This window comes from Nonomuraea sp. B5E05 (assembly GCF_039880665.1).
Classification (GTDB): Bacteria; Actinomycetota; Actinomycetes; order Streptosporangiales; family Streptosporangiaceae; genus Nonomuraea.
In genome coordinates this window covers 22,211-41,610 of sequence record NZ_JBDPMJ010000036.1, presented here as the reverse complement: position 1 = coordinate 41,610, position 19,400 = coordinate 22,211, and the positions used below count along the sequence as shown (strand labels likewise).

Sequence of the window (19,400 nt, the reverse complement as noted above, 5' to 3'; positions counted from 1 at the left end):
TCCTGCCACACCCCTCTGTTCGGAGACCTCCTGGATGTTGCCCGCCCCGGCGGCCTCCCACGCCTGGCGCGGGCGGCCGTTCCCGGCCGCCGGCACCCGCCCGATAACCGGTGTCGGCGGCACGCGGCTTTCGGATAGGTTCGACACCCCGCCGGCCCAGACCCGCAGGAGCGCACATGACCCACGACCGGGCGGCCGACTTCGCCGACGTCTTCCAGCACTTCTCCGTCGGGGAAGAGGGCAGGCCTGAGCGCTCCTTCTATCCGTACGCCCCTGTCTTCCCCGTCCGGTTGAACGGCGCCAGGGCCGTGATCAAGCGGACCACCGGCCCCGTGACGGCCGCGGCCGCGATCGCCCGATGGGTGGAGGCGCTCGCAGGGGAGGACGTCGGCGTGGTCACCCCGCTCCCCCTGCCCGTCGACAACCCGGCCCAGGTCGGCGACCGGGTATGGGTGGCCTACCCGTGGGTCGACGGCCGCCCGTACACCGGCTCCCCTGACGACATCGCCGCGGCCGGCGACCTCCTCGGCCGCATCCACGCCGCCCGGCCGGCCGGCGACGGCATGCCGGAGTTCGGCTGGCCCGATCACGACGCCGCCTCGGTCGAGGAGGACGTCACCGGGTTGGGGCGGGTGCTGGGCGAGCACGCGCCCGACCTGCGCGACGAGGTGATGGGCCGCCTCGAGCCGTGGCTGGAGTCGTTCGTGGCGCGGACGCTGCCGCCGGTGCGCGACGGCGGGCTCCCGCGGGCCGCGGTGTCCATGGACTACAAGGCGAACAACCTGGTTTACGCCGACGGGGCGCCCGTGCTGATCGACCCCGACAACGCCGAGTACGCCCCGCGCCTGCTCGACCTGGCGCTGGCCGCGCTGCTGTTCCACAACGAGATGGCCACCGCGCCGCCCCGGCTCTTCACGGGCGGCGAGTGGTCGGCCTTCTCCTCGGCGTACCGGCGGCACGTCCGGCTCACCGGGGCCGAACTGGCGCTGTGGCCGGTGGCCGTGCGCTACATGCTCCTGGAATGGGGCGTGTGGACGCTGATCGACGCCGCCGAGTGGAACGACTGGGACGACCCCCGCAAGCGCGGCTTCCTGCGCGACCTCGCCACGGTGGACCCCGGCCGGTTCCCGCTGCGCTGACGTGCAGGCGCCCGGCGTCACCGGAGCGCGACGTCCCACAGGGCAAGGGCGCGCTCCTCCCCGAGCCGGAACCCCGTCTCGCGGTGCACGGCGAGGGCCTGCCCGGCGCACTCCACCGAGCGCCTCAGGTCGCCGAGGGCGCGGTGGATCTCGGCCATGGTGGTGAGGGCGTTACCTTCCTCGACCCGGTATCCGGCATGGCGCGTCATGGCGAGGGCCCGGCTGACCTGCGGCATCGCCGCTTCCATGGAGCCGAGACCGAGGTAGGCGCGGCCCAGGCCGAGCAGCGTTGTGACGATCACGTAGTCCATGCCGGCGGCGCGCGCCTGGCTCAGCACGGCGGTGTGGACTCCGGCGGCCGCGGCATGATCGCCGGCGGCGGTGTGCACCGTGCCGAGGATGGTGGTGACCAGGCACAGCGCGTAGCCGTTCCTGACCTCCCTGGCCAGGCGCTCGGCCTGCCGCGCGTGGTCGAGCGCCAGGTCGAGGCGGCCCGCGTCGCGGTGGATCTGCGCCAGGACGCCGAGGCTCTTGGGCACCTCCACGGAGCGGCCGCTCCCGCAGTTGCTCTCGAGCCCCAGCCCGGCGAGCTGGAGCGCCTCGTCGAGGTGCCCGAGCAGCCGGCGGACGCTCGCCAGGTTGGTGAGCTCGATGCCGTTGAGCCCGTCGCCGGCCGCCTCGCGCAACCTCTCTGCGTCGCGGATGTGCCTGTCCGCCTCATTGAGCGCGCCGAGCTGCAGGCAGACCGCGCCCAGGTTGGAGGCGACGACCGCCTGGGGTCTGGGCTGCCCGGCGGCGCGGTAGATCTCGCGGGCGGCGTGCAAGGTCCCCTTCGCCTCCCGCAACGCACCCCGTTCCAGGTGGACGGCGGCCAGGTTGTTGTGCGCCGCTGCCGCGCCCTGCGGCCAGCCGGCCCGCCGGGCCAGCGCGGCGGCCGCCTCGAAAGCCTCCACGGACTCGGCGTAGCGGGAGCGCAGGCGGCTGGTCAGGGCCAGGCTGAGCTGGGCCGTCACCTGACCCAGCGGCTCGTTCTCCGCGGTGGCGGCCCGCATCGCGGCGTCGGCCAGCGCCTCCGCGTCGGCGGGCTCGGCCCCGAAGGCGAAGTACGGGCGCAGGATTTCGGCGATCTGCCAGGCGAAGCGGCGGGGCTCCTGGCCGGCGGCGTGCGCCGCGACGGCGACGAGGTTGGCGCGCTCGGCCTCCAGCCAGGCCACCGCGTCGGCGCTGCTCACCGGCTCGGGACCGGGCCCCGCGGACAGGCTCACCGGCTCCTGGCCGGACGCCACGGAGCGGCTCACCGGCTCGGGACCTGGCCCCGCCGCTGTTGGTGAGGTGGTGGGCGCCCAGGTCCGTGACGGGTAGGCGACGCGGGCGACGTGCGTCGCCGTCGAGACGTACCAGGAGCAGAGCCGCTCGACCGCCGCGAGCCGGTCGGCGGGCGCGTCGTCCTGCTCGGCCTGGCTTCTGGCGTGCCGGCGCATCAGGTCGTGGAAGGCGTAGCGGCGTGGCAGGTGCTCGTCGATGAGGTGCGCGGCGGCGAGCCGGTCGAGCAGGCGGGCAGCCTGCTCGGTGCCGGAGCCGGCCAGGGCCGCCGCCGCCTCGGCGGTGATGTCGGGGCCGGGCGCGAGCCCGAGCAGGCGGAACAGCCGCTGGGCGTCGGGGGCGAGCCGCGCGTACGACAGGCCGAAGGCGGCGCGCACCGCCGCCTCGCCGTCGATCTCCAGGGAGTCCAGCCGGTCGGCGGCCAGCGCCGCCGCGTAACCGGCGATCGACCGGTGCGGGTTGACGGCGATGTTGGCGGCGGCCACCCTCAGGGCCAGCGGAAGGTGGGCGCAGAGCCGTACGAGCTCCGCCGCGGCCTCCGGCTCGTCGGCCACGCGGTCATGGCCGACCGCCGAAGCCAGCAGGGCCAGCGCGTCGGCATGGCCGAGCACGTCGAGTTTGAGCTGCCGGGCGCCGTGGCTGGCGACGAGCCCGGCCAGCCGGCTGCGGCTCGTGACCAGCGCCAGGCAGCCGGGCGCGGCGGGCAGCAGGGGGCGTACCTGCTCGGCGGTCAGGGCGTTGTCGAGGAGCACGAGCACGCGCCTGCCCGCCAGGCACGACCGGTAGAGTCCGGCGGCGGCCTCCTCGTCCGGCGGGATCTGCCCGGCCGGCACGCCCAGCGAGCCGAGCATCCGGATGAGTGCCTCGACCGGCTCCATCTCCGGGCCCTGGGCGTGGCCGCGCAGGTTGACGTACAGCTGCCCGTCGGGGAACGAGGCGGCGTGCCGGTGGCCGAAGCGCACGGCGAGGCTGGTCTTGCCCACGCCCGCGGTGCCGGCGATGGCCACGACCGCGGGCGCCGTCTCCACCGACAGGCACTCCGCCAGCACGGCGAGCTCGCCGTCGCGGCCCACGAAGCCGCCCGAGCCGGCGGGCAGCTCCGCGGGGACCAGCAGCACCGGCGCGCCCGCTTGCCGTGCGGGACGCGGCGGCGCGCGGAGCTCGGGGTCGTCGGCCAGGATGGCCGCCTCCAGCCGGCGCAGTTCCGGCCCGGGGTCGAGCCCGAGCTCGTCGGCCAGCAGCCGCCGCCCCGTGCGGTAGACCTCCAGCGCGCCGGCCCGCCGTCCCGACCGGTAGAGCGCCAGCATGAGCAGGCCGCGCAGGCGCTCGCGCAGCGGATGCTCGGCCAGCAGCGCCTCGAGCTCGGCCGCCAGTTCGCTGTGCCGGCCCAGCCGCAGCTCCAGCTCGGCCCGCTCCTCGGCGACGGCCAGCCGCATCTCCTCCCACCGGGCCGCGGCGGCGCGGACCTCCTCCGTCTCCATCTCGGTCAGGACGGGGCCGCGCCACAGGGCCAGTGCCTCGCCGAACAGCGTGCTCGCCTCGGCCTCCCGCCCTTCCTCGGCGGCGCGTCGCCCCTCCGCGATCCGGCTCTCCGCGACCGCCGCGTCGGTCCCGGGGGCGCGCAGGCGATAGCCCGAGCTCTCCGTCGCGATGACACCGGGATCGGCGCCGGCCTCCCGCAGCGCCCGGCGCAGCACGGCCACGGCGATCGTCACCTGGTTGCGCACCGACGTCGGCGGGTCCTCGCCCCACGCCGTGGCCAGCCGGTCGGTGCTCACGACCTGCCCCTCGGCCACCAGCAGCATCGCCAGCACCGCCCTGGCCCGTTGCCCCCGCAACCGCACCGGCCGCCCGCCGGCCACGGCCTCGAGAGGACCAAGAATCTTGAACGCCACCTCATGCCGCGCCATCCCCGACATGCTATCGCCGGTACCGGAAGTCCTGAGGCGTCGCACGGGCCACAGCCGTGACCTGCCGTGTTCCCGTCGCGTCAGGAAAGGGTAGGAGTCTGGCGGGCTCGCGAACCACCGTGAACGGCGTCATCGGGGGATAAGTCGCAATGGACGGTGTCTACGGGCAGCGGGTGAGTGGTCTGACCTTCGAGGTGCTGGAGCCGGCACCCGTGGGGGTCGCGGTGACCCGCGGGCCCGATCACCGGCTGCTGTACACCAACGAGACCTACCGGTCCCTGTTCGGAGAGCGGCCGATCGGGTCCCCGCTCAAGGTCGCCTTTCCCCACGTGCAGGAGGACTACGTCCCCATCTTCGACCAGGTGCTCAGGACGGGCACGCCGGTGGTCCGCACCGACGCCCCCGGTGGCGAGGCCCCGGAGGACCGTGATCGCTTCTTCACCTTCAGCCTCTCGCGAGTCTCCTTCGACGACGGCACGTACGGCGTCCTCGCGGTCTTCCTGGACGTCACCGATCCGGCCACCGTGGCGCAGCGGCTCCAGGCGGTGGCCGACGAGCGCCGCCGCATCCTGCGGCGCTACCAGAGCCTGGTCCGGGTCAGCGCGCAGATCGTCTGGGTGGCCGACCCCGGCGGCCTGGTGATCGAGCCGAGCCTGGGATGGGAGCGGATGACCGGCCAGTCATGGGACGACTTCCGCGACGACGGCTGGATGGACGCCGTCCACCCGGACGACCGCACCTCCACGCAGGTGTCGTGGACCCGCGCGGTCAAGGAGGTCTCCGAGGTGTGGGAGCACGTCTACCGGCTCCGCACGATCGACGGCACGTACCGGCATTTCCAGGCGCGCGCCGTGCCGATCCAGGAGAACGGCCGTCTCGTGGAGTGGGTGGGCACCTGCACCGACATCGAGCAGCAGTGGCAGGAGCAGCGGCGCCAGCGGCTGCTCGACTCGGCCGCCGCGGCGACGGCCGACCGGACGAGCCTGGAGGGCATGCTCGGCGCGCTGGCGAACGTCATCGTGCCCGACCTGGCCGACGGATGCAGCGTGCACCTGGTGATCGACCTGGCCGACGGGCTGGCGAGAGGCGGCGACTTCGTGGCCGAGCGCATCGCCACCGCCGCCCGCGCCGGGCTGCCCAGGCTGCCGCCGTTCAGCGAGGAACGCCTGGCCGCGGACAGCGGGTTCGCCGCCGTGGTACGCCGGCGAAGGCCGTTCCGCACGACGTTCGCCCCCGGGTCGCCGCTGGGCGATCTCGTGCCGGCGGGCACGCACACCTGGCTGGAGGCCACCGGAGCCAACAGCATCGCGCTCCTGCCCGTCGTGGTCGACGGCACGCTCGCGGCGGTGGTCACGGCGGCCGCCTGCGGTGACCGCGCGCCCCTCGGCCAGAGCACCGTCGCCCTGCTGCGCGAGATGATCGAGCAGGCCCATGACAACCTGCGCAGCGCGATGCGGTTCCAGCGCACGCACAAGGTCGCGGTGGCCCTGCAGCACAGCCTGCTGGCGCAACCGCCGCGGGTGCCCGGCATGCAGATCGCCGCACGCTACCGCGCCAGCCCCGCCGCCGCCGACGTGGGCGGCGACTGGTACGACTCGTTCGTGCTGCCCGACGGCGCCACCGTGCTGGCCATCGGCGACGTCGCGGGGCACGACCTGCGCGCCGCGGTCGCCATGGGCCAACTGCGCAACATGCTCAGAGGGCTGGTCGTGGACCGGCAGGAACCTCCTGGGGAGATCCTCGCCCGGCTGAACATCGCGATGAAGACCCTCTACTGCGAGGAGACCGCGACCTGCGTGCTGGCCAGGGTCGAGAAGGGCGAAGGCGGTCACCGGCTGAACTACGCGGTGGCCGGCCACCCGCCGCCCCTGCTGATCACCGGCGAGGGCGCGGGCCGTTTCCTCGAGGACGGCGCCAACCCGCTGCTCGGCATCCCGTACGACGCCCGGTGCGTGTCCGCGCGCGAGCCGCTGCCCCCGCTGAGCACGTTGCTGCTCTACACCGACGGCCTCGTGGAACGGCACGACGAGCACCTCGACGAGGGTCTGGAGCGGCTGCGCAGGCACGCGTGCGCGCTCGCGCGCCAGCCTCTCGACCGGTTCTGCGACGAGTTGCTCAGTGCTCTGCCGCTCTCGGCCGACGACGACGTGGCCATGATCGCGCTGCGGCTCCCGGAGCCGGCCGCCCGGCACGAGGCGACGGGCCGGGCGCTGGTCGAGGACCGGTGAAGCGGTCGTCCTGACGGCCGGTCGACTCTCATGGAGGTGTAACGGATCGGTCGTCCCGCGGTATGGCGGTGGTTCGGGCGGGAGCGCCCGGGTAGCGAACGCTGGTCGGGCAGGTGGCCGGCGGCACGCTCCGACAGGGGCCCTGGTCAGCCGATACCCGTTGAGCTGGAAAGACGGAGACCGTACATGACCACCTTCAAGCCCCGGGACGAGCCGCTCGCCTCGCCGCCGGAGCCGCCACGGCTCCGCCGCAAGGGCAGGCTCATCGCGGCCTGGCTGGCCTCGACCGATCACAAGGTGATCGGCTACATGTACCTGATCGCGTCGTTCGCCTTCTTCCTCCTCGCCGGTCTGATGGCGCTGGTCATCCGGGGCGAGCTGGTCCAGCCTGGCCTGCAGCTCGTCAACCAGCAGCAGTACAACCAGCTGTTCACCATGCACGGCACGCTCATGATGCTGCTCTTCGCGACCCCGCTGTTCGCCGGCTTCGCGAACGTGATCATGCCGCTGCAGATCGGCGCGCCCGACGTGGCCTTCCCGCGGCTGAACGCGGTCAGCTTCTGGTTGTTCCTGTTCGGCGGGCTGATCGTGGTGAGCGGGTTCTTCACCGCCGACGGGGCGGCCGACTTCGGCTGGTTCGCCTACACGCCGCTGTCGGACGTGGTCTACAGCCCCATCACGGGCGGCGACCTGTGGATCATGGGGCTGTCGCTGGCAGGCCTGGGGACCATCCTCGGCTCGGTCAACTTCATCACCACGATCATCTGCATGCGCGCTCCCGGCATGACCATGTTCCGCATGCCGATCTTCACCTGGAACGTGCTGCTGACCAGCATGCTCGTGCTGATGGCGTTCCCGGTGCTGGCCGCCGCGCTGCTGGTGCTGGAGGCCGACCGCAAGCTCGGCACCCAGGTCTACCTGGCCGAGAACGGGGGGCCGATGCTCTGGCAGCACCTGTTCTGGTTCTTCGGCCATCCCGAGGTCTACATCGTCGCGCTGCCGTTCTTCGGCATCATCACCGAGGTCATCCCGGTCTTCAGCCGCAAGCCCATCTTCGGCTACATCGGGCTCGTGGGCGCCACCATCGCGATCTCGGGGTTGTCGATGACCGTGTGGGCGCACCACATGTTCGGCACGGGGCAGGTGCTGCTGCCGTTCTTCTCGTTCATGACGTTCCTCATCGCGGTGCCGACGGGCGTGAAGTTCTTCAACTGGATCGGCACCATGTGGCGCGGGCACCTGAGCTTCGAGTCGCCGATGTTGTTCTCGGTCGGCTTCCTGGTGACGTTCCTCCTGGGCGGCCTGACCGGCGTCATCCTCGGCTCGCCGCCGCTCGACTTCCACGTCACCGACACCTACTTCGTCGTCGCGCACTTCCACTACGTGGTGTTCGGCACCGTGGTGTTCGCCATGTTCGCCGGCTTCTACTTCTGGTGGCCGAAGATGACCGGCAAGATGCTCGACGACCGGCTCGGCGCCTGGCACTTCTGGCTGCTGTTCATCGGCTTCCACACGACGTTCCTCGTGCAGCACTGGCTGGGCGTGGCCGGGATGCCGCGGCGCTACGCCGACTACAGCGCCGTCGACGGGTTCACGGACCTGCACCTGGTCTCCTCGATCGGCGCCTTCATCCTCGGCCTGTCGACGCTGCCGTTCCTTTACAACGTCTGGCGTACGGCCCGCCGCGCCCCGCGCGTCACCGTCGACGACCCGTGGGGGTTCGGCAACTCGCTGGAATGGGCGACGTCCTGCCCGCCGCCGCGCCACAACTTCACGTCCATGCCCCGCATCCGTTCGGAACGACCGGCGTTCGATCTGCACTATCCGCACATGTGGCACCCCCAGCACGACGCGGAGATCGAGCAGGCGAAGCGCGAGACCTGAGCGACGGCGTCTAGCGGCGGACGGCCGCGTCGAGGAAGAGCTCCAGGTGTGAGGCGGCCCGCCGCCTGCCCTCGTCGTGCAGGTCATCGGGGCCGTGCAGGTAGGTGAGCCGGATGAACACCAGCGGCGCCAGCAGTTCCCAGGCCAGCTCGCCGCCGTCCAGCTCGCCGGCCAGCAGCCGCGCGCGCACGCGCGCAGACAGCAGGCCCCGCCCGGCCCACCGGGAGAAGATCGGGCCGAGCGCCCGCGTGCCGTGGGAGATCATCTCGTTGACGACGCCGGGGTTGTCGGCGATCTCCTCGCGCAGCAGAAGGCGGCTGAACTTGCGCGCGGCCGGCTGCTCGAAGAACTCGACCACGCGGGCGACGCACTCGCGCAGGAACGCCTCGGGGTCGTCCGGCGTCACCTCGGGGCCGGGGAACAGCTCCGCGATCACCTGCCCCACCGCGCCGGGGCCGGCCGAGGCCAGCAGCTCGTCGTAGATCGCGCGCTTGCCGGCGAAGTGGCCGTAGAGGCCGGCGTCGCTGAGCCCGGCGGCCCGGGCGATCATGCGGACGGACGTTGCGGCGTAGCCCTTCTCGACGAACAGGTCGAGGGCGGCCTCCAGCAGCACGGCCCGCGTGTCCTTGGCGTCTTCCTTGCGCGGCCGTCCCGCGCGGCGCGGCCTGCCCGTCGTGGTGCTCACACCGCCGATGGTAGGCGGTCCGGCGGGCGACACCGCGCGGCGGGCACGGGGGCCGGGACCGGTCAGGCCGGCCCCGGCCCGGGGGCGGAGGGGGTCAGGAACGCCCGGCTTCGGGAAGCTCGAACCAGACGGCCTCCTCGCCCGCCGTCCTGGAGACACCCCAGCAGCAGGCCAGGCGGTCGAGCAGCTTCCGCGCCCGGCGAGCCGGAGCGGGGCACCGCCCGACCTCGCACCTGCACCACCCGTCCTCGGCGGACAAGCTGATCACGATCTTGCCGGAAGCGTGCCGCAGCGCCTCGTCGACCAGTATGCCGACCAGTGTCTCGGCGGCCTCGACCCGGTCCCGCAGCCCCCACGCCCGCAGCCGGGTCGCGACCATCCGCCGGGCGCTCGGCACCGCCGACGGCGTCGCCGACAACTCCCAGGACACCGCCGGCTCGTCAACGCCCCATCCGACCCACAGGGCCACATTGTCCCGCAACGCCAGAAATCGGTTCCCGGACAGGGCATCCAGACTCATGCGAGCGTTCTGCGGTCCAGTGGCTCGCAACATGTTCCGCGGCTGTTCGGTGACTCGCGGCATGGCCCCTCCCGTCTGGTGAGCACGTTGCAAGCATGCCTTCCGCTCACCGGAGAGGGGGACGTGAGAAACCCCCATATAGCTACCCATATACGGGCACGTAGGTACGTCGCGCGGCCCTCACCCGATCGACCGCCGGTGGTCAGCGCGAGACCGCGGCGCGATCACGGGCCAGCAGCACCCCCAGCGCGATCATGCCGACGCCGAGGACCAGGTGGAGCCAGTTGTCGGCGGTGTTGAGCGGAACGAAGTTGGCCGCGCTGTCCTGGTCGATGAGCAACCCGTACAGCCAGAGCACCAGGTAGATGATCCCGCCGACGATCAGGTAGGCGCGCGCGCCCGGCCACGAGCGGGCCAGCGTGACACCGGCGATGCCGAAGAGCAAGTGCACGATGTTGTGCAGGATCGACACCTGGAAGATGCCGAGCAGCATCGCCTCGGATTGGTGGCCGGCGAACTGGAGATCACCGTAGTCGGTCGTGATGCCCGGGATGAAGCCGAGCACTCCGACGAGCAGGAACACCAGGCCGACGACCAGCGCGGCGAGTTGCACGGGCGAGCGCGTCGCCGCCTTGTGCGAAGTACTCATCGTGAGCCTCCTTGACGTTGACCGGTTCCCGCTACCCTCCCGCGGCCGGATGAGTCGCACCCGCCTGGGCTCGCGTATCGTGTGGCGGTGCACGAGACCACAAGCGTTGGAGAGCCATGAGCACGGGTGTCAGACTGATCCGCGACGACCGGCTGGCGCAGGACGTCGAATACGCCTACGCCTCGGCCGTGGACGCGCCGCTGCGGACCATCTGGGTGGCGGGCGCGTGCCCGCTCGACGCCAAGGGCGCGACGGTGGCGCCGGGCGACTACGCGGAGCAGGCTCACCAGGTGATGCGCAACCTCGTCACGGCGCTCGACGGCGCGGGGGCCGCGCTGACGGACATCGTCAAGACCACGGTCTACGTCGCCTCCTCCGACCAGGCCGACCTGGTGACGGCCTGGCAGGTCTACCGGGAGTACATGGGGACGCACGACGCGCCCAGCACCCTGCTGGGCGTCACCGTGCTGGGCTACGACCACCAGCTCGTCGAGGTCGAAGCGGTCGCCGTGATCGCTGACGCTTAGCCCGGCCGGGGGCGGGTAGCCGCCGGTCATGCGCCTCGGAAACCGGGACGTCCGGCCCCTCGGGGGATGGGCCGGATGCCTGACCATGATCGCGATCTCGATCGTGTTGTCGATCCTGCTGACGATCGTCATCAACATCATCCTGTGATCCGGACGGCACGAGACCCGAAACTTCGCAACCCGGCCGGCGGCGTACCTGGAGATCAAGGACGAGGGCTTCGTGGTCGGCCTGGTCTGACACCGCGAGTCAGTCCCAGCCGTAGTCGAAGGGGATCCCGATGTCCAGCGACTGCGTGATGGTCAGCACCGGCTTGCCCTCCTTGCTGGTCACCGTGACGGGGATGGGCGTCCCGCACCCGATCTCGTAGCCGATCGAGAGCGGCACCGACTGCGGGTCGTAGTCGGGCTTGCACCGGCGTTGCGCCTTGGCCAGGGCCTGCTTGGCCTCGTTCTGCAACTTCTTGTTGCCGGGCCACAGGTGGACCACCGCGATCTCGAAGGCGTCGGTGGCCAGGGCGGCGGTGTTCCTGACGGTGGTGCCCTGGTTCTCGGCGTGCGTCGAGGCCACGATGTCGACCTCCGTCATCGCGCCGCCCTTCGCGCGGTCGTGGGTCTTGTAGCCGATGGAGACGCGCTTCGTGTACGCCTGGTCGACGTTGTTCACGGCCTGGCACTCGGGGTCCCTCACCTTGTAGCCGGAACGGTCCCTCTCCCCCGCCTCGTAACACCGCCACTTCAGCGCCTTCTCGATGCGGGCCAGGAAGTCGGGTCCCCGCGTCGTGGACGGGAAACAGTACCGGCTGCGCTTCTTGCCCGGCTCGCAGGGCACCGGCGCCTCGGCCGCCTTCGGCCGGTCCGGCGTCGCGCTCGGCTCCTTCTCCCGCGTGCTGGGCCGGGTCGGCGCCACCTGCGCCACGGCGGGCTCGTCCGGCCCCCGGTTCAGCACGACGACCACCACGACCGCCGCCGCCAGCACGGCCACGGCGGCCACGCAGCCGGCGACGATCCAGAGCGTGTGGTCCTGCTTCTTCCGCGGCGCCTGGTGCGGGAAGCGGGGGTCGCCCCCGCAGTGCCGCCCGTTCCACTGGTCCACCCACCATCCCGGCGCGTGCCTGTCGGCCAGGACCGGAGCTCCGCAGCGCGCGCAGGGACCCGCTGTCGTGGTGATGTCGGTTTCCTTCCCCCGCTCGGCAAGCCGTACGGCTTCAACGCGACCCTAGGGCCGGGTGCGCCGGGCGGGGTCTTCTTTCGAGGATCGTCGAAGCATGCGCCGGGCCCGCTCTAGGGGCCGGTCTCGTCGTATTCGACCGCGTAGTCCATGTGGGCGCGGTCCTTGAGCGCGAACGCGGCGGCCACGCTGATCAGGCCGCAGATCGCCATGTAGACGGCGATGGCGAACGAGCTCTCATAGGTGGCGTACAGCCAGACGGCGATCAGCGGGGCGGGCCCGCCCGCCGTGACCGAGGCCAGCTGGTAACCGAGCGAGGCGCCGCTGTAGCGTAACCGCCCGGTGAAGCTCTCGGCGATGAACGTGGCCTGCGGACCGTACTGGATGTCGTGGATGGGCGCCGCCGCCACGATGGCCAGGAAGACCAGCGCGGGCACGCGGGTGTCGAGCAGCGGCCAGTAGACGAACGACCAGACCACCATGGCCGCGGCGCCGATGATGTAGAGCCGCCGGCGGCCGACCACGTCGGAGATGTAGCCCCAGAACGGCACGGTGAACAGCGAGACGACGCCCGCGACGATGACGTACAGGTAGACGTCGCTCGCCTCGAAGCCGAGCGTCTTGGTGGCGTAGGTGAGGATGAAGACGGTGAAGATGTAGAACGGGGCCTGCTGACCGGTGCGCAGCAGGGCGCTCAGCACGATCTCCCGCCAGTTCTTCACGATGACCTGGCGTACGGGGACGCGCTCGACCCTGTTCTCCCGCAGGACCTTGGTGAAGACCGGCGTCTCCAGGATGCCGAGCCTGATGTAGAGGCCGACCCCGGCCATCACGATGCTGAGCAGGAACGGGATGCGCCAGCCCCAGTAGGGGTCGAGCGGCTGGAAGATCTGCAGCGCGAGATAGCCGAGCACGAGCCCGACCGGGACGCCGAACTGCGGCCAGCTGCCCAGGAACCCGCGCCGGCCGCCGCGCGTCTTGCCCCACTCGGTGGCGAGGAGCACGGACCCGCCCCACTCGCCGCCGACGCTGATGCCCTGGAGCAGGCGGAGCAGCGTCAGCAGGATGCCGCCCCAGATGCCGATCTGCGCGTACGTGGGCACCAGGCCGACGAGGGCGGTGGCGACGCCCATGGTCATGAGGGTGATGATGAGGGTGGCCTTGCGGCCGATGCGGTCACCGTAGTGGCCGAAGATCGCGGCGCCGATCGGGCGGGCGGCGAACCCGCCGAAGTAGGTGCCGAGGGCGAGCAGGAGGCCGGTCGTCGGGTCGCTGGTGGGGAAGAACAGCTCCGCGAAGATGGTGCTGGCGGCGAAGCCGTACAGGAAGAAGTCATACCATTCGATCGAGGTGCCGACGGCCGAGGCGATCACCGCCCGGACCACCTGCCGTCGCTTCTGCTGATCTGTCGCGTCGAGTCGCTGGTCCTCTGCCATCTACCGCTCCTCCGGTAGTGCCGCGTTACCCGCGACGCTACAGGACGTGCCGCCGGTGGTCATCATGCTCTTTTCGCCGGTTTCCCCGTGCCTGCGGGGGGTTCGCGGCGGGCGGCGGTTGGGCGGGTTCGTCACGGGTAGCGACTGGGCGATGACGGAGGTGCCGAAGGGGGTTGGGTGCGATGCGTCCCATCGTCTCTGCCATGGTCGCCGTGGCGCTGGCCGCCACCGGATGCGCGAAGCTGGGGATCGACACCGTGCAGTGGCACCCGCCGAACGACGGCGCCAACGCCGACGGGCGAAGCGGGGTGCGCCTGCGCAACGCCTTCCTCCTGGGCGGCGCCGACCCGGCCCAACCGCCGCCGCAGTTCCCTCTGTACGGCGTTCTGGTCAACACCGGCGACAGACCGCTGCAGCTCGAACGGATCACCGCCGAAGGGGGCGGCACGGTGCAGTTGCCCGGCCCCATCACCCTGCCGCCCGACCAGCCCGTCGGCACGGGCGAGCAGCCGCTCGCCACGGCCGGCGGCATCCGGGGCGGCACGGTGCCGCTGACGTTCTCGTTCCGGGGCGCGCCTCCTATCCGTGTGACCGTGCCGGTCAAGCCGCGAACGGGCCACTTCGCCCACCTGACGCCGTCGCCCGCGAGCCCACCGTCGCCCACGTCAGCCGGCACGTCCCCGCCGAGCCCGTCGCCGACGTCCACAGGCGACGGCACCGGCACGCCGGGAGGGCCCCGCGAACCAGGCGTGGAGAACCCCTGACCGGGCCTCAGCCGGGGACCGGATCCGAACAGAAGCCTGGCGCGGGAGTGGCAGGCGCGGGTCGCGGCGTTCCTGCGGGCCGAGCTCAACGCCTGACGGCATGCTAGGTGTGTCCTGAGTCGTGATGCGCGCCCGCTGCGGTCTGCGCGGAATCGGCGCGCGAGCGGGGGCGTCAGACGCCGCCTCCGGGGCGGTTTCCTCCAGCGCGCACTGGTCGATCAGTGCGGCGAGGGCTACCGCGCCCACACCGAGGAATGGATCGGGTGGCCCCGCTACGCATCGTGCCGACTCCGATCACCGAAAGAGCCGAAATCGATGCCCGCCAGTTCGGCCCGCGACGAGACGCCCAGCTTGGGATAGGCCTTGTAAAGGTGGAAGCCCACGGTTCTGGGGCTGAGGAAGAGCTGGGCGCCGATCTGCCGGTTCGTGGCCCCGGTGGCGGCGAGCCGCACCACCTGCAGTTCTTGAGGGGTCAGGGTGTCGAGCGGTGCGGTGTCGGCGCGAGGGCTCGGCACCGTGACGGGGACGCCGGTCGCGGCCAGTTCCATGCGGGCTCGCTCAGCCCAGGGCGCGGCGCCCATCGCGGTGAAGCCGGCCAAGGCGGCGCTGAGTTGCGCGCCGGCGTCAGCGCGGCGCCGTGCCCGCCGCAGCCATTCGCCGTACATCAGCTGAGTCCTGGCTCGTTCGAAAGGCCGCCCGCCCCGGGAGTGCATCGCGAGCGCCGAGTCGAAGTGCGCCTCGGCTTCGTCGCGTGGGGCGAGCAGGGCGTGGCAACGGTGGGCGACTGCCGCCGCCCATGGTCGGCCGCTGGCCGCTGCCCAGGCGTCGAACCGGGCGAATGCCGAGGTCGCCCGATGGGGCTCGTTCAGGCGGGCACACGCCTCAACGTGGTCAGCGATGGCGAAGGTGACGATCACGGTGTGGCCGAGTGGCCCGTCAAGTACCCGTGCCATCCGCTCGGCCACTGCGTCGTAGCGAGTTCGTACGAGGTCGAGCAGGGTGAGCGCGCACCCGCCCCATCCGGAGCCGTTGCGCTCCTGGGCGGTGCCCTCCGCCTGGCCGGCGAGGCGGCGGCATTCCTCGTCCTCACCTCGGATGGCGGCCAGGCGCGCCAGAATTCCGTGAAGGTGCAGCAGGCGTCCCACCTGTCCGGTGTCGTGCGCGATGCGCCAGGCCTCAGCGCCGGATTCGGCGGCCTCGGAGTGCCTGCCGCACAGGATCTGCGCCTGTGTGAGGAGTTGCAGCGCGTGTGGCAACGCTCCGATGAGCCCTTGGTGGCGGCACGCTTCCACCCGGGCGGCGGCCAGTTCCCTGGCCGCGTCGTCGTCGCCGGTCATCAGCGCGCTGAAGACGGCGTACGCCCCGGCGGCCGGGTCGGTGGCGATGCCCCAGTCCGTCGAGGCGTCTGGGCCGGTCGCGGTGATGTCGGCTGCGGGAATGGCGGAGCGCAGAAGCGGCAGGCCCGCCGCCGGGTCGCCGGCGGACACCCGCTCCATGCCGCGCACGGCCGCGACCACGGGGGCCAGGCGGGCCTCGACGCCGGAGCCGAGAGACTCCAGGAGATCGGCGGCCTGCCCGAGTGCGACGTGGTCCCCGGCGAACCAGGCCTGGCCGGCGGCCGTGGCGAGCAGCGACGCGGCTTCGGCGGGCGCGGCCTGCACGACGCCCGCTGCAGCGACGGCGATCAGCATGTGGGCGGCCTGTGCCGGGTCGCCCTGCTCGGTCTCGACCGCGGCCCGTACGGTGGTCAGCCGGGCCAGCAGCACGGGGTCCGTGGTCAGGCGTCGGCCCCGGTCGGCCACGGCACGGGCGCGGGGGAGCTGACCGGCGCCGAGTGCTGCCTGCGCGGCCGCCGCCAGCCAGCGGGCGCGCCTGTACCGGTCGACGGTGAGTTGCGCCGCCCGCTCGTAGGCGGTGGCGGCCGACGTGTTGCCGCCGAGCCCGCAGGCACGATCGCCGGCGGCCGCGAGGATGGCCGAGATCTCCTCATCGGGCTCGAGGGCGGCGGCCGAGAGATGCCAGGCCCTGCGGTCGGTGTGCTCGTCGTCGACGAGGAGGCCGGCCAGCACGCGGTGGGCGGCCACGCGGCGGGCGAGAGACGCCTCGTGGTAGGCGGCGGCCTTGATCAGCGGATGACGGAAGCGCAGCCGGCCGTCGGAGACCTCCACAAGGGCGGCCTGCTCGCAAGGTTCCAGGTCTTCCGGCGCGGCACCGAGTGCCTGTGCCCCCTTCAGAACGAGCGGCAGACTCCCCGATCCGTCGGCGGCGGCGACCAGGAGCAGCAACCGGGCGCGTTCGGGCAGCCGCCGGATCGCGGCGCGCAGTGACTGCTGCAACCGCCCGGCGAGGGAAGGCCCCGGCGGCTGCAAGGGAAGCGGCAGAAGGCGTCCGGCCCGTTGCTCGGAGGTCAGGCTCCCGGCGAACTGCAGGAGCGCCAGCGGGTTGCCCTCGGCCTCCTCGATGACGCGATCGCGTGCCTCGGGCGTGAGACCATCCGCTCGCTCGGCCAGCAGTCGCGCGCAGTCATCCTTGGCGAGAGCGGAGAGCCGCAACTCGGGGATGCCGGGCAAGGTCGGGTCCGTGTCGTCACGGCCTGCGAAGATCATGGAGATGCGTTCGGCCACCAGCCTGCGCGCGGCGAACAGTAGCGCGTCCACCGAGGCGCGGTCCAGCCACTGCACGTCATCGATGAGACACAGCAGCGGACGCTCCTCGGAAAGGTCGGCCAGCAGGCTCAGCACCGCGAGCCCGACGAGGAAACGGTCCGGAGCGTCCCTCGCATCCTCTCCGAACGCGCCGCGCAACGCCGCCCGTTGTGCGGCGGGAAGCCGGTCCACGAGGTGACGAGCCGGTCGCAGCAGCAAGTGCAGGGCGGCGAAGGGCAGTTCGGACTCGGCCTCGACGCCGGTCGCCCGCAACACCAGCAGGTTGTCGGGTGCCGTGCTCGCGATGTGCGCCAGCAAGGCCGACTTGCCGATCCCGGCCTCGCCGTACACGGCGACGGCGTTGCCCTGCCCGGCGCGGGACTCGGCGATCAGCCCTCCGAGGAGGGCAATCTCCGCGTTCCGCCCGATCACGGTACCCGACCTTACCTAACCGGCCGACGGCCCCCGCGGGCCGGTCAGGTAAGGCACCGGTCACCGTGACTGATCCGGCCGGAGCCGCCGGGTCGTACGGTCGGGTGCGACTGCCCCGATAACTGGAGGAAACCTTGAACGACGCGACGGCCATCGTCGTGGAGCCGGTGGGAACGGTCGTCGGCGGGCGCGCAGAGGCGTTCGACGATGACTGGAACACCGAGCAGGCGCTGATCCGCCTCGACGGGACGAGCTTCGGGCCGGACTCCCTCACAGGACTGGAGACGTTCTCACACCTGGAGGTGGTGTACCAGTTACATCTCGTGCCTCCCTCCTCCGTGCACACCGCCGCCCGCCGCCCTCGCGGAAACCCCGACTGGCCGGAGGTCGGCATCTTCGCCCAGCGGGGCAAGAACCGCCCGAATCGGCTGGGCGTCTCCCGTTGCCGGCTGCTCGCCGTGGACGGCCTCGACATCCACGTACGCGGGCTGGACGCCATCGACGGCACCCCGGTGCTGGACATCAAGCCCTACATGACCGAGTTCGGCCCGCAGGGCGAGATCGTTCAGCCGCAATGGTCGACCGAGCTGATGCGGGCCTATTACTAAGGAGGCAGAGGTATGCACGAGGTGATCGTCGTAGGAGCGGGGCCCACCGGGCTCCTGCTCGCCGGGGACCTGGCAGAGGCGGGGATCGAGGTCACGGTCCTGGAGCGCCGGTCCAGCAAGATCTCCAACCTTTCGCGGGCGTTCGGCGTGCACGCTCGCACACTTGAGCACCTGGACGCGCGCGGACTGGCCGACCGGCTCGTGGCCACGGGTACCGCCCTCGACCGGCTGAGACTCTTTGAACACGTCGAGGTCGATCTGAGCACACTGCCAAGCCGCTTCCCCTATCTGCTGATCACTCCGCAGTACAACGTAGAGGCCCTGCTGTTGGAACGGGCCCGGGACGTGGGCGTCGAAATCGTCCACAACGCCGAGGTGGTGGGCCTGAGCCAGGACTCCGAGGGAGTCACGGTCACCACCGAGGACGGGGCCCATCGCGCCGTCTATGCCGTCGGTGCGGACGGCTTTCACAGCGCGGTACGGCAGGCCCTGGGCCAGCCGTTCCCCGGCAAGTCGGTCCTGCGGTCCATCATGCTCGCCGACGTCAAGGTCGCCGAGCCGCCCGCCGAGGTGCTGAGCGTCAACGGAGTTGGCGACGCCTTCGCGTTCATCGCGCCCTTCGGCGACGGCTACTACCGGGTCTTCGCCTGGGACCGCCGCCATGCCGTACCCGACGATCAGCCCCTCGGCCTGGAGGAGGTTCGCGAGGTCACCAAACGCGCCCTGGGAACGGACTACGGCATGCACGACCCCCGCTGGTTGTCGCGCTTCCACAGTGACGAGCGGCAGGTGACGCACTACCGGGTGGGCCGGTCCTTCCTGGCCGGGGACGCCGCGCATGTCCACTCACCCGCCGGCGGTCAGGGCATGAACACCGGGCTCCAGGACGCGGCCAACCTGAGCTGGAAGCTCGCCGCGGTGCTGCGGGGCGCGCCCGACAGCCTGCTCGACACGTACCAGGCCGAGCGTCACCCCGTCGGCCGCTCGGTGCTCCGCAGCAGCGGTGCCATCATCCGGGCCGCCATGATCGAATCATCCGCCGGCCGCGCTGTCCGCGGCTTCGCCGTAGGCCATGCGCTGTCCATCCCCACCATCCGTACGAAGATCACCGGTCAGCTCAGCGGCATCGGCCACGCTTACTCCGCTCCGGCGGGCGCAGACGAGCTGGTCGGCACCCGTGCCTCCGACGTCTTCCTCGCCGGCGGCCGGCGCCTGTACGAAGCGCTGCGCGGCCGCCGGTTCGTCCTCCTCGGCGACGCCGACGTCCCCGGATGGGAGGACCGGCTCGTCATTGCCGCGCCTGCCGCACCCAACGGCCCGCTGGTGCTCATCCGCCCGGACGGCTACGTCGGCTGGGCCGGTGCGGAAGCCGCCGAACTGCGCGAGGCCCTGCCCCGGCTGGCAGGCGCTCCCAGCCTCCACCGTTTCGAGGCCAGCGAACGGAACGCCTTGTGACAGCGGCGGGGCAAGGCTCGGGTCGCG

The 19,400-nt window shown here is 71.9% G+C and carries 14 protein-coding genes; 7 read left to right on the top strand and 7 right to left on the bottom strand.

The annotated features are described in order from the left end of the window. The first annotated feature begins 176 nt into the window (after positions 1-176). Positions 177-1,139 (top strand): phosphotransferase, encoded by a 963-nt coding sequence (locus ABGB01_RS40570; RefSeq protein WP_347779183.1) that lies wholly within the window; start codon positions 177-179, stop codon positions 1,137-1,139. A gap of 17 nt (positions 1,140-1,156) precedes the next feature. Here the strand turns inward: ABGB01_RS40570 and ABGB01_RS40565 are convergent, their stop codons facing one another. Further along, positions 1,157-4,372: a BTAD domain-containing putative transcriptional regulator gene (locus ABGB01_RS40565; RefSeq protein ID WP_347779181.1), complete on the bottom strand. Its 3,216-nt coding sequence runs from the start codon at positions 4,370-4,372 to the stop codon at positions 1,157-1,159. A 149-nt stretch (positions 4,373-4,521) separates the two neighbouring features. Between ABGB01_RS40565 and ABGB01_RS40560 the strand changes: the two genes are divergently transcribed. Then, complete coding sequence (locus ABGB01_RS40560; RefSeq protein WP_347779180.1) at positions 4,522-6,600, top strand: SpoIIE family protein phosphatase; 2,079 nt, start codon at positions 4,522-4,524, stop codon at positions 6,598-6,600. Positions 6,601-6,786: 186 nt separating this feature from the next. Continuing rightward, the gene (ctaD, locus tag ABGB01_RS40555; RefSeq protein ID WP_347779179.1) at positions 6,787-8,484 is read left to right on the top strand and encodes a cytochrome c oxidase subunit I; all 1,698 of its coding nucleotides are present in this window, start codon (positions 6,787-6,789) and stop codon (positions 8,482-8,484) included. Positions 8,485-8,494: 10 nt separating this feature from the next. Here the strand turns inward: ctaD and ABGB01_RS40550 are convergent, their stop codons facing one another. From ABGB01_RS40550 to ABGB01_RS40540, 3 genes are all read right to left on the bottom strand, one after another. Beyond that, positions 8,495-9,169, bottom strand: coding sequence for a helix-turn-helix domain-containing protein (locus ABGB01_RS40550; protein WP_347779177.1), 675 nt, complete (start codon positions 9,167-9,169; stop codon positions 8,495-8,497). Between the two features lie 94 nt (positions 9,170-9,263). Beyond that, the gene (locus tag ABGB01_RS40545; protein WP_347779175.1) at positions 9,264-9,689 is read right to left on the bottom strand and encodes a hypothetical protein; all 426 of its coding nucleotides are present in this window, start codon (positions 9,687-9,689) and stop codon (positions 9,264-9,266) included. A 202-nt stretch (positions 9,690-9,891) separates the two neighbouring features. Next, on the bottom strand, positions 9,892-10,338 hold the full coding sequence (locus ABGB01_RS40540) for a DUF4383 domain-containing protein (RefSeq protein ID WP_347779174.1): 447 nt from the start codon (positions 10,336-10,338) through the stop codon (positions 9,892-9,894). Positions 10,339-10,454: 116 nt separating this feature from the next. Between ABGB01_RS40540 and ABGB01_RS40535 the strand changes: the two genes are divergently transcribed. Then, positions 10,455-10,865, top strand: coding sequence for a RidA family protein (locus ABGB01_RS40535; RefSeq protein ID WP_347779173.1), 411 nt, complete (start codon positions 10,455-10,457; stop codon positions 10,863-10,865). Positions 10,866-11,112: 247 nt separating this feature from the next. Here the strand turns inward: ABGB01_RS40535 and ABGB01_RS40530 are convergent, their stop codons facing one another. Together ABGB01_RS40530 and ABGB01_RS40525 are read right to left on the bottom strand one after the other, a co-directional pair. After that, positions 11,113-11,958, bottom strand: coding sequence for a hypothetical protein (locus ABGB01_RS40530; RefSeq protein WP_347779171.1), 846 nt, complete (start codon positions 11,956-11,958; stop codon positions 11,113-11,115). Between the two features lie 188 nt (positions 11,959-12,146). Continuing rightward, positions 12,147-13,469, bottom strand: a complete 1,323-nt coding sequence (locus ABGB01_RS40525; protein ID WP_347779170.1) for an MFS transporter — start codon at positions 13,467-13,469, stop codon at positions 12,147-12,149. A gap of 182 nt (positions 13,470-13,651) precedes the next feature. Between ABGB01_RS40525 and ABGB01_RS40520 the strand changes: the two genes are divergently transcribed. Beyond that, positions 13,652-14,233, top strand: a complete 582-nt coding sequence (locus tag ABGB01_RS40520) for a hypothetical protein (RefSeq protein WP_347779169.1) — start codon at positions 13,652-13,654, stop codon at positions 14,231-14,233. A 272-nt stretch (positions 14,234-14,505) separates the two neighbouring features. On the opposite strand, the gene ABGB01_RS40515 is transcribed toward ABGB01_RS40520, so the two are convergent. Then, entirely contained in the window at positions 14,506-17,310 is a 2,805-nt protein-coding gene (locus ABGB01_RS40515; protein ID WP_347779167.1) for an AAA family ATPase, read from the bottom strand. 134 nt (positions 17,311-17,444) lie between these two features. On the opposite strand from ABGB01_RS40515, the gene ABGB01_RS40510 reads away from it, so the two are divergent. Both ABGB01_RS40510 and ABGB01_RS40505 read left to right on the top strand, forming a co-directional pair. Beyond that, complete coding sequence (locus tag ABGB01_RS40510; RefSeq protein WP_347779165.1) at positions 17,445-17,918, top strand: SAM-dependent methyltransferase; 474 nt, start codon at positions 17,445-17,447, stop codon at positions 17,916-17,918. A 12-nt stretch (positions 17,919-17,930) separates the two neighbouring features. Further along, positions 17,931-19,373, top strand: a complete 1,443-nt coding sequence (locus tag ABGB01_RS40505; protein ID WP_347779163.1) for an FAD-dependent monooxygenase — start codon at positions 17,931-17,933, stop codon at positions 19,371-19,373. Positions 19,374-19,400: the final 27 nt, after the last annotated feature.

What these genes read in the sequence shown, in the direction of transcription:
- ABGB01_RS40505 (WP_347779163.1), top strand. Translation starts at nt 17,931, where the DNA reads ATGCACGAGGTGATCGTCGTAGGAGCGGGGCCCACCGGGCTCCTGCTC.
- ABGB01_RS40535 (WP_347779173.1), top strand. Translation starts at nt 10,455, where the DNA reads ATGAGCACGGGTGTCAGACTGATCCGCGACGACCGGCTGGCGCAGGAC.
- ABGB01_RS40565 (WP_347779181.1), bottom strand. Translation starts at nt 4,372, where the DNA reads ATGGCGCGGCATGAGGTGGCGTTCAAGATTCTTGGTCCTCTCGAGGCC.
- ABGB01_RS40570 (WP_347779183.1), top strand. Translation starts at nt 177, where the DNA reads ATGACCCACGACCGGGCGGCCGACTTCGCCGACGTCTTCCAGCACTTC.
- ABGB01_RS40560 (WP_347779180.1), top strand. Translation starts at nt 4,522, where the DNA reads ATGGACGGTGTCTACGGGCAGCGGGTGAGTGGTCTGACCTTCGAGGTG.
- ctaD (WP_347779179.1), top strand. Translation starts at nt 6,787, where the DNA reads ATGACCACCTTCAAGCCCCGGGACGAGCCGCTCGCCTCGCCGCCGGAG.
- ABGB01_RS40520 (WP_347779169.1), top strand. Translation starts at nt 13,652, where the DNA reads ATGCGTCCCATCGTCTCTGCCATGGTCGCCGTGGCGCTGGCCGCCACC.
- ABGB01_RS40545 (WP_347779175.1), bottom strand. Translation starts at nt 9,689, where the DNA reads ATGAGTCTGGATGCCCTGTCCGGGAACCGATTTCTGGCGTTGCGGGAC.
- ABGB01_RS40540 (WP_347779174.1), bottom strand. Translation starts at nt 10,338, where the DNA reads ATGAGTACTTCGCACAAGGCGGCGACGCGCTCGCCCGTGCAACTCGCC.
- ABGB01_RS40525 (WP_347779170.1), bottom strand. Translation starts at nt 13,469, where the DNA reads ATGGCAGAGGACCAGCGACTCGACGCGACAGATCAGCAGAAGCGACGG.